Origin of the sequence: Falsiroseomonas oryziterrae, from assembly GCF_021864505.1 — a bacterium.
GTDB classification, from domain to species: Bacteria; Pseudomonadota; Alphaproteobacteria; order Acetobacterales; family Acetobacteraceae; genus Falsiroseomonas; species Falsiroseomonas oryziterrae.
The window spans coordinates 1-6,208 of sequence record NZ_JAKJIB010000254.1 but is presented as its reverse complement, the minus strand read 5'-3'; the positions used below and the strand labels follow the sequence as shown (position 1 = coordinate 6,208).

Genomic DNA, 6,208 nt, shown 5'->3' with positions numbered 1-6,208 from the left:
CCGGCGCGCAGCAGCGCCCCCGCCGTCTCCGGCGGCAGCGCGATCTCGAGGCGGAGGCTCGCCTCGGCCCCGGCCTCGGCCGCGGCGGGGCCGTTGGCCGGGTCGGGGTCGGTCAGGCGGAGCCCTCCGTGGCGTCGGCGGCCTCGGCGGAGGGGAGATCGGCCGGCGTCAGGAAGCGCAGCAGGCGCCCGCCGCCCGGCTCGAGCAGGCGCCAGGGCAACGCGACGGCGAATTCGGTCAGCGCCGCGGTGGGATAGGAATTGGCGAGCCGCTCCGCCGTCGGGCCGCCGGCGGCCATCGCCGCCGGGCCGGCCAAGGCGAGGGCGAGCTCATGCAGGCCGGGATTGTGGCCGATCAGCAGCACGCTCCGCGCCGTCTCGCGCACGTCGCGCAGCACGTCGAGCAGCGACGGCCAGGGGGCCAGGTAGAGCGCGTCCATCGGCTCGACCAGCGGCGAGCCTTCGAGCGGCGAGAGCGCTTCCAGCGTCTGCAGGGTGCGCCGCGCGGAGGAGACCAGCACCACATCGGGTGCCAGGCCGAGCTCGCGCATCGCGGCCGCCATGCCGGCCGCGTTGCGGCGGCCGCGCGCGTTCAGCGGTCGCGCATGGTCGGGCAGGCGCGGGTCGTCCCAGGAGGACTTGGCGTGCCGCAGCAGCAGCAGCTGTCGCATGGCCCGAACCAAGCACGGATCGCGCCGCCTGTCTGCCTCGGCGGGGTTCCCGCCCGTGCGAGCGGTCCCATCTGCGCCCCGACGGATGGTCTTTGGGGGGCGCATGGCGCGGGTCCTGGTGGTGGGTGCGACGGGCGGGATTGGCGGCGCGCTGGCGCGACGCCTCGCCGTGCGCGGGGCGGAGCCCTTCCTAGTGGCGCGCGACGTGGCGCGGCTTCAGGCGCTGGCCGGTGAGCTCGGCTGCGGCTCCGCCGTGGCGGATGCGACGGATGCGGCGGCGCTGCGCGCGGCGGTGGCGGCGGCGGGGGCGGAACTGGCCGGGATCACCTATTGCGTCGGCTCCATCCTGCTGAAGCCCGCGGCGCGGCTGGCCGAGGCCGATTTCCTCGACGCCTACCGGCTGAACGTGGTGGGCGCAGCGATGGCGGTGCAGGCCGCCCTGCCGGCGCTGGTCGCGGGGAAGGGGAGCGTCGTGCTGTTCTCCTCCGTCGCGGCGCGGCGCGGCTTCCCGAACCATGCGGCGATCGGCGCGGCCAAGGCGGCGGTGGAGGGGCTCGCCGTCTCGCTCGCGGCCGAGCTTGCCCCGCATGTCAGGGTCAACGTGATCGCGCCGAGCCTGACGCGAACGCGCATCGCCGAGCCCTTGACGCGCAGCCCCCAGATGGCCGAGGCGATCGCGAAGCAGCATCCGATCCCGCGCCTCGGCGAGGCCGATGATGCGGCGGCGCTGGCCGACTTCCTGCTGTCGGATGCGGCGGGATGGATCACCGGTCAGGTGATCGGCGTGGATGGCGGTCGCGGGGCGATCGCCGGGAAGGGGTGAGCATGATCGCACGACGCAGGGTGATGAGGCGGGGGCTCGCGGGGATCGCCCTGCTGCCGCTGCTGGCAACCGCGGCGCGCGCGCAGCGCGCCGATATCGCCTTCCGCGTGCTGCGGCAGGGCACGCCGGTCGGCACCCACACCGTGCGGTTCCGCGAGGAAAGCGGGCTGCTGCGCGCGCGGACCGAGATGCGCATCCAGGTGCGGCTCGCGGGCTTCACCGTCTTCCGCTTCACCCAGGACACCGAGGAGGCCTGGCGCGGCGACCGGCTGATCGGGCTGGAGAGCCGCGCCGACCGCAACGGGCGGGTCGGCGAGTGCCGGGCGGTGGCGGAGGGCAACGGGATCCGGCTGCGCGGCACGGCCGGCGAGGCGCTGCTGCCGGCCAATGCCGCGCCGCTGACCTGGTGGCGCGCGGCGACGCTCGCGGGCGGGGTGCCGGTCTTCGACGTGCGCGAGGGGCGGCCGGTGGAGCCGCGGCTCGAGCGCCGCGCGGAAGGCGGGCTGCAGCGCATCCGCGTGATCGGCGGCGAGGGCGCCGACGTGGCCTATGATGCGCGCGGCGCCTGGGTCGGCTTCGCGACGACGGGCGAGGATGGCAGCCCGGTCACCTACGAACGGGCGTGAGCGTGCCACGGGCATGACAACGCTCCGGGTCGTCCTCGGCGACCAGTGCTCCGACGCGCTGTCCGCGCTCGAGGATCTCGATCCCGGCCGCGACGTGGTGCTGATGGCGGAGGTGCGCGCCGAATGCACCTATGTCCGCCACCACAAGCAGAAGATCGTGCTGGTGCTGTCGGCCATGCGCCATTTCGCGCAGCGGCTGGAGGCGCGCGGCGTGCAGGTGCGCTACGTGCGGCTCGACGATCCGGCGAACACGCAGACGCTGGCGGGCGAGGTGGCGCGCGCGGCGGGCGAGGTCCGCGCGGCGCGCATCGTCTGCACGCATCCGGGCGAATGGCGCGTGTTGCAGGACATGCGCGGCTGGCAGGCGCGCACCGGGCTGCCGGTCGAGATCCGCGAGGACGGGCGCTTCCTCTGCAGCCTCGACCGCTTCCGCCGCTGGGCCGCCGATCGCAAGCAGCTCCGCATGGAGTTCTTCTATCGGGAGATGCGGCGGGAGACGGGGATCCTGATGGAGGCGCCCGACGAACCGACCGGCGGGCAGTGGAACTTCGACCACGACAACCGCTCGGCCCTGCCGCGCGACATCCGCCCGCCCGCGCCGCGCCGCTTCGCGCCGGATGCGATGACACGCGAGGTGATGGACCTCGTCGCGCGCGACTTCGCGGACCATTTCGGCACGCTCGACGCCTTCGCCTGGCCGGTGACGGCGGAGGAGGCGGAGGCCGCGCTGGAGGATTTCGTTGCCCGCCGCCTGCCGCTCTTCGGAGCCTACCAGGATGCGATGGCCGAAGGCGAGCCGACGCTGTTCCACGCGCTGGTCGCGAGCGCGATGAATGTCGGGCTCCTCGACCCGCGCGCGGCCTGCGCCGCGGCGGAGCGCGCGTATCGCGAGGGGCATGCGCCGCTCAACGCGGTGGAGGGCTTCATCCGGCAGATCCTCGGCTGGCGCGAATATGTCCGCGGCCTCTACTGGGCGCGCATGCCGGCCTATCGCGAGACCAACGCGCTGGAGGCGACGCGGAAGCTGCCGGATTTCTACTGGACGGGCGAGACGTCGATGGCCTGCCTGCGCGCGGCGATCACGCAGACGCGCGACCTGGCCTATGCGCACCACATCCAGCGGCTGATGGTGACCGGCAACTTCGCGCTGCTGGCCGGGCTCGACCCGGCCGAGGTGAACGAGTGGTACATGATCGTCTATGCCGATGCCTTCGAATGGGTGGAGCTGCCGAACACGCACGGCATGGCGCTGTTCGCCGATGGCGGCGTGATGGCGTCGAAGCCCTATGCGGCGTCGGGCGCCTACATCAACCGCATGTCGGACCATTGCCGCGGCTGCGCGCATGACGTGAAGGCGGCGACCGGGGCGCGCGCCTGCCCGTTCAACTTCCTCTACTGGGATTTCGTCGCGCGGCATGCGGAACGGCTGGCGCGCAACCCGCGCATGGCGATGCCGCTGCGCACGCTCGCGAAGCTGGATCCGGCGAAGCTGCGCGCCATGCGCGGACAGGCGGCCGCCTTCCTCGATGCGCTCGCGCACGGCGATGCGCCGGCGGGGCCGGCAGGTTCCCGGCTCCTGTAGACCCGCGGGTTGCATCCCGGCGCCGCGTCGCGCGTTCGGGGCGCATGGATCGGACCGCCCCCTGCCGGCGTCGGCTGGCGGCCCTGGCAGTGATCCTGCCGGGGCTCGCGGGCTGCGAGACGGCGCGCGAGATCGATGCGGCGATGCGACGCGTCGACGTCCTCGACCGCGTGTTCCAGCCGCGGCGACCGCCGCCGCCTGCCGTGGTCGTGGCCGGGCCGGCCGTCGTGGCCCCGCCCGTCTGGGATGGACAGCCGAAGGAGCCCGAGCCGGCCACGGTGCCGGCGGTCGATGTCGTGGCGCCCGTCGAGGAGGCGCCGCCTGCGACGGTCGAGGAGGCGACGGCACCTTCGGTGGTCGCCCAGCCGCTGCCGCCGCCGGCCGCGCCGGTCGACCCGGCGCTGCGCCGCGCGGCGCTGATCCGCCAATACCCCTGGCTCACCCGCTTCTGGGGCGAGCTGACGCCGGATCAGCGCGGGCGCGTCGCACGCCGCCTGCCGGGCGACGCGGCCTCGGCCTGGGACCGGATGGGGCTCGCCGAGCGCGTGCGGCTGGTGTTCGGCGAGCGGAGCTGACCGACCTCAGCCCTTCGAGCGCCGCTGCTCGGGATGCAGCGCGGCGCCCAGGATGTGCGTGCTGCGCCCGATCACATGCGCGGCGCCGCCGACGATCAGCGGATCCGGCGCATGCACCACGGCCTCGTCCTTGCCCGGATAGGGCAGGGTGCTGAGGAAGTGGCGCATCGCCTCGAGCCGCGCGCGGCGCTTGTCGTTCGACTTCACGATCGTCCAGGGCGCGTCGGCGGTGTCGGTGTAGAAGAACATCGCCTCCTTCGCCTCGGTGTAGTCGTCCCACTTGTCGAGGCTCGCCTTGTCGATCGGCGAGAGCTTCCACTGCTTCAAGGGATCGGTGCCGCGCGATTCGAAGCGCTTCAGCTGCTCGTCGCGCGTCACGCTGAACCAGAACTTGAAGAGCCGGAGGCCGGAGCGGACGAGCATGCGTTCCAGCTCCGGCGCCTGGCGCATGAATTCGAGGTAGTCGGCCGGGGAGCAGAAGCCCATCACGCGCTCGACGCCGGCGCGGTTGTACCAGGAGCGGTCGAAGAAGACCATTTCGCCGCCCGCCGGCAGGTGCTCGACATAGCGCTGGAAGTACCATTGCGTGCGCTCGCGCTCGGACGGCTTCTCGAGCGCCACGACGCGCGCGCCGCGCGGGTTCAGGTGCTCCATGAAGCGCTTGATCGTGCCGCCCTTGCCGGCGGCGTCGCGGCCTTCGAACAGGATGACGATGCGCTCGTTCGCGTCCTTCACCCAGGCCTGCGCCTTCAGGAGTTCCACCTGCAGCGGCTTCACGCGCTGGAGGTATTCCTTCTCGGTCAGCCGCGTCGCGTAGGGGTATTCGCCGCTCTCGAAGGCGCGGCGGATCGCTTCCGGCTCGTGGCGGGTGGGGCGGCGGGGGCTGGAGAGCTCGGCGGCGGCGGAGGTGATGCTGCGCGCGGCCTCGGGCGCGGCCCCGGTGGCGTCCCCTGGCGCGGCTCCGGGCGCGGCTTCGGGCGGGCGGGGCAGGACGTCGTCGGGCATGATGGACCTTTCCGGCTCGGGATGCGCCGGGGAGCAGACTGCGCCGCGGCCGGCCGGTGCGGGATGATCCATGTCAAAGCCATGACGGTTTCGCGTCGGGCCCGGCTTCGCGTCAGGCCCAGGCGGGCAGGTCGAGCCAGGCCAGGTGCCCGCCCTTGCCGGCGCCGCAGTCGAGGAAGACGCAGCGGCCGCCGAGCAGGCCGGTGGTCTCGTAGGGGCGGCCATCGGTGGAGCGGCGGTCGTGGCCGACGACGGCCAGCATGCCGGCCGGGATCCGGTCCACCCAGTCATGCACGCGGTCGGGGAAGCCGTCCGGGCGCATGCGGCCCGTCACCTGGCCGTAGATGGCGCGGGTGACGAGGCCGCTTGCCTTCTGCGCGCCGGCCAGGGGCGGCGGCGAGGCATGCAGCATGCCGGGATGGAAGCCGCCATGGACGAAGACGCGGCTGCCGTCGCGGATCCAGGCCGGGGCGCGGGCGATCTCCTCGATCGCGCGCGCCTTCAGCGCCGGCCCGTCCGGCGCCGCGTCCAGCTGCTCCAGCGTGCGGCCGAGGCCTTCGGGCTGGATGCGCACGCGCGTGCCGGTCAGCGCCCGGCGGAGCTTGTGGTCGTGGTTGCCGAGCAGGAACAGGCCCTGGCCGGCATCGATCAGCGCGAACATCCGGCGCAGCACCTCCGGGCTGTCGGGCCCGTGGTCGGTCAGGTCGCCGAGCTGCAGGACGAACATGTCCTCGGCGATCGCGCCTTCGATCGCGGCGATGAAGGCCTCGGCCTCCCCATGCACGTCGGCGACGACGCGGAGCCCCGCGAAGCCGCGCCAGAGATGACTCGGGTGCTGCGTCACGCCGCGTCGGAAGCCGGGCGGCGCAGCGCGGCGAAGGCCGCGAGCGCGCGGGCGCGGCCCTCGGCCGGGCCGACCACCGGGCG

7 protein-coding genes are annotated in these 6,208 nt (G+C 73.8%); 4 read left to right on the top strand and 3 right to left on the bottom strand.

Features of this window, described 5'->3' with window-relative positions:
* Positions 1-112: 112 nt before the first annotated feature.
* Positions 113-670 (bottom strand): SixA phosphatase family protein, encoded by a 558-nt coding sequence (locus tag L2I40_RS17295; RefSeq protein ID WP_237216439.1) that lies wholly within the window; start codon positions 668-670, stop codon positions 113-115.
* A 103-nt stretch (positions 671-773) separates the two neighbouring features.
* On the opposite strand from L2I40_RS17295, the gene L2I40_RS17290 reads away from it, so the two are divergent.
* Genes L2I40_RS17290 through L2I40_RS17275 form a run of 4 tightly spaced genes read left to right on the top strand, consistent with a single transcriptional unit; the run spans position 774 to position 4,276 of the window.
* Entirely contained in the window at positions 774-1,493 is a 720-nt protein-coding gene (locus L2I40_RS17290) for an SDR family NAD(P)-dependent oxidoreductase (protein WP_237216438.1), read from the top strand.
* Between the two features lie 2 nt (positions 1,494-1,495).
* Positions 1,496-2,119 (top strand): DUF6134 family protein, encoded by a 624-nt coding sequence (locus tag L2I40_RS17285; RefSeq protein WP_237216437.1) that lies wholly within the window; start codon positions 1,496-1,498, stop codon positions 2,117-2,119.
* A 13-nt stretch (positions 2,120-2,132) separates the two neighbouring features.
* Positions 2,133-3,701: a cryptochrome/photolyase family protein gene (locus tag L2I40_RS17280; protein WP_237216436.1), complete on the top strand. Its 1,569-nt coding sequence runs from the start codon at positions 2,133-2,135 to the stop codon at positions 3,699-3,701.
* Positions 3,702-3,745: 44 nt separating this feature from the next.
* Positions 3,746-4,276 carry a hypothetical protein gene (locus L2I40_RS17275; RefSeq protein WP_237216435.1) on the top strand — a complete coding sequence of 177 codons (531 nt, stop codon included), beginning with the start codon at positions 3,746-3,748 and terminating at the stop codon, positions 4,274-4,276.
* 6 nt (positions 4,277-4,282) lie between these two features.
* On the opposite strand, the gene ppk2 is transcribed toward L2I40_RS17275, so the two are convergent.
* Positions 4,283-5,281 carry a polyphosphate kinase 2 gene (gene ppk2 / locus L2I40_RS17270; RefSeq protein ID WP_237216434.1) on the bottom strand — a complete coding sequence of 333 codons (999 nt, stop codon included), beginning with the start codon at positions 5,279-5,281 and terminating at the stop codon, positions 4,283-4,285.
* A gap of 112 nt (positions 5,282-5,393) precedes the next feature.
* Positions 5,394-6,125 carry a metallophosphoesterase gene (locus L2I40_RS17265; RefSeq protein WP_237216433.1) on the bottom strand — a complete coding sequence of 244 codons (732 nt, stop codon included), beginning with the start codon at positions 6,123-6,125 and terminating at the stop codon, positions 5,394-5,396.
* Between the last annotated feature and the right edge of the window lie 83 nt (positions 6,126-6,208).

Coding starts and splice junctions, on each gene's coding strand:
- ppk2 (WP_237216434.1), bottom strand. CDS start 5,281: ATGCCCGACGACGTCCTGCCCCGCCCGCCCGAAGCCGCGCCCGGAGCC.
- L2I40_RS17285 (WP_237216437.1), top strand. CDS start 1,496: ATGATCGCACGACGCAGGGTGATGAGGCGGGGGCTCGCGGGGATCGCC.
- L2I40_RS17280 (WP_237216436.1), top strand. CDS start 2,133: ATGACAACGCTCCGGGTCGTCCTCGGCGACCAGTGCTCCGACGCGCTG.
- L2I40_RS17290 (WP_237216438.1), top strand. CDS start 774: ATGGCGCGGGTCCTGGTGGTGGGTGCGACGGGCGGGATTGGCGGCGCG.
- L2I40_RS17295 (WP_237216439.1), bottom strand. CDS start 670: ATGCGACAGCTGCTGCTGCTGCGGCACGCCAAGTCCTCCTGGGACGAC.
- L2I40_RS17275 (WP_237216435.1), top strand. CDS start 3,746: ATGGATCGGACCGCCCCCTGCCGGCGTCGGCTGGCGGCCCTGGCAGTG.